Origin of the sequence: Mesorhizobium sp. M7A.F.Ca.US.014.04.1.1 (genome assembly GCF_003998745.1) — a bacterium.
Taxonomy (GTDB): Bacteria; Pseudomonadota; Alphaproteobacteria; order Rhizobiales; family Rhizobiaceae; genus Mesorhizobium; species Mesorhizobium ciceri.
The window spans coordinates 1-2,753 of sequence record NZ_RZRW01000684.1 but is presented as its reverse complement, the minus strand read 5'-3'; the positions used below and the strand labels follow the sequence as shown (position 1 = coordinate 2,753).

The 2,753-nt window shown below is 62.4% G+C and carries 1 protein-coding gene; it reads right to left on the bottom strand.

All coding sequences use genetic code 11. From position 1 onward, the window contains the following. Positions 1–102: 102 nt before the first annotated feature. Positions 103–2,753, bottom strand: a 2,651-nt coding sequence (locus EOA22_RS29905) for an error-prone DNA polymerase (RefSeq protein ID WP_127390444.1), incomplete at its 5' end; no start/stop codon positions are given.

Sequence of the window (2,753 nt, the reverse complement as noted above, 5' to 3'; positions counted from 1 at the left end):
GGGCTGAGGGGCACGTTTCTTGTACCCAATAGGCCGGCAGGACAGAGGGGGCGCGAAGGATCGCCGACGTCCGCTTTCGTTCCGCTCTTGGCATGGCCTTGCCTACTGAAAATTCCGCCCCTTGGGCATGACCTGTTCCGCTTCTTCCGACAGCGTTGCGAGATCCTGCCGGATCGGCGCGCTTTGTTTGGCGGGGCTGGAGCGATCCGAACCGTCCTTGGCGAGGTCTCTCGGAGGAACCACTGGTGCAGTCTCGCTGACCTTCTCCAGAAGCACGGTCAGCCAGGGCGTCAGATCCTCGATCTTCTCGGCAACGATGTGGACCACACCCGATTCCGACTGCAATTTCCCGGTGACCTTGACGAACCGGGCCCCCATGACGATAGGCCGATAGCGGTCGAAGGTTCTTTGCCAGAAGATGATGTTGGCCACCGCCTTGTCGTCCTCCAGCGTCAGGAAGATCGCATTGCCCTTGCCGGGGCGCTGCCGCACCAGCACGAGGCCGGCGACCGAGACGCGCCTGCCGTCGCGCACGGAAGGAAGATTCGCATTCGGGATGACGCCGGCGCGGTCGAGCCGCTCGCGCAGGAAGGCGACCGGATGCGCCTTCAGCGACAGGCCGAGCGCGCGGTAATCGTGGATGACATGCTCGCCGAGCGGCATTTTCGGCAGCCTCGTCTCCGGTTCCAGCTCGCGCAGGCGAAGCGCCGGCTGGTCGAACAGCGGCAGTCTTTCGGCGGCGCTCTTGCCGTCGAGCGCGCGCACCGCCCACAGGGCTTCGCGACGGTCAAGACCGAGCGAGCGAAAGGCATCGGCCTGCGCCAGTTTTTCGATCTCGCCGACATCGAGGCCGGAGCGCAGCCAGACATCCCTGACGGATACATAGCCTGAGCCGCGCCGCTCGACGAAAGCCTCCATGCGCTCCTTCGACAGGCCCTTGATCTGCCTGAAGCCGAGCCGCAGCGCATGATTTGTCTCGATGACGCCGCGCATTTCGGCATGGCGTGGCAGGATGCGGGCCGGATCGAATGGCGCCTTTTCCAACGTACAATCCCACACCGAAAAATTGACGTCGACGTCGCGGATGTCGACGCCATGGTCGCTTGCGTCGCGCACGAGTTGGGCCGGCTGGTAAAACCCCATCGGCTGCGAATTCAGGATCGCGGCGCAGAACACGTCGGGATAGAAGGTCTTGAACCAGCAGGAGGCATAGACGAGCAGGGCGAAGGAAGCAGCATGGCTTTCAGGAAAGCCGTATTCGCCAAAGCCCTCGATCTGCTTGAAGCAGCGCTCGGCGAAGTCCTTCGTGTAGCCCTTGCCGACCATGCCATTGATCATACGGTCGCGGTAATTGCCGATGGTGCCGGTGCGCTTGAAGGTGGCCATGGCGCGGCGCAGTTCATCGGCTTCGCCCGGTTTGAAACCGCCGGCGACGATGGCGATATTCATCGCCTGTTCCTGGAACAGCGGTACGCCAAGCGTTTTCTTGAGGATCGCTTCCAGCTCCGGCTTTTGATACTCGGCCTGTTCCTTGCCTTGCCGGCGGCGCAGATAGGGATGGACCATGTCGCCCTGGATCGGGCCCGGCCGAACGATCGCCACCTCGATGACGAGATCATAAAAGGTTTTCGGCTGGAGGCGCGGCAGCATCGACATCTGGGCCCGCGATTCGATCTGGAAGACGCCGAGCGTGTCGGCGCGACAGATCATCTTGTAGACCTGCCTGTCCTCCGGCGGCAGGGTGGCCAACACATAGGGCTGCCCATAATCATCCCGCGCATTAGGATAGTGATCCGTGAGCAAGGTGAAGGCGCGTTGCAGGCAGGTCAGCATGCCGAGCGCCAGCACGTCGACTTTCAAGATCTTCACCGCGTCGAGATCGTCCTTGTCCCATTCGACCATCTTGCGCTCGTCCATCGCCGTCTTGACGATAGGCACAATCTCGTCGAGCCGGTCCCTGGTGATGACGAAGCCGCCGACATGCTGGGAGAGATGGCGGGGGAAGCCCATGATCTCATTGGCACGCTCCATCACGTGCCCCGACACCGGGTCGGTGCGGTCGAGGCCGCCGGCGCGGGCTTCCTTCTCGCCAAGCTCCGATGTCGACCAACCCCAGATCGAGCCGGAAAGCGATGCCCTGACATCCTCGGACAGGCCCATCGCCTTCGACACTTCGCGCAGCGCCGAACGGCCGCGATAGCTGATGACGGCGGCGGCAAGTGCCGTGCGCTTGCCGCTGTATTTCTCGTAGATGTACTGGATTACAGTTTCGCGCTTTTCGTGCTCGAAATCGACGTCGATATCCGGCGGCTCGTTTCTCTCCTCGGAAATGAAGCGCTCGAAGAGCGAATCGATTTTTTCCGGCCCCACTTCGGTGATGCCGATGCAGAAGCAGACGACCGAATTGGCGGCTGATCCACGTCCCTGGCAGAGAATATCCTTGCTGCGCGCGAACTTGACGATGTCGTAGACAGTCAGGAAATAGCGGGCATAGTTGAGGCGTTCGATCAAAGCGAGCTCTTCCTCGATGCGCTTGGTCACGGAATCCGGCACACCAGCCGGATAGCGGTTCGCCGCTCCCTCCCGCGCCAGTCGCGCCAGCTCAGCCTGTGGACCAAGACCCGATTCCGTCGGCTCGTCGGGGTAGTTGTACTGGAGGTCGCCGAGCGAAAAAGTCAGCTCTTGCGCAAATCGCAGCGTCTCGGCCAGCGCCTGCGGGTGCCGGCGGAACAGGCGGCCCATCTCCATCGGCG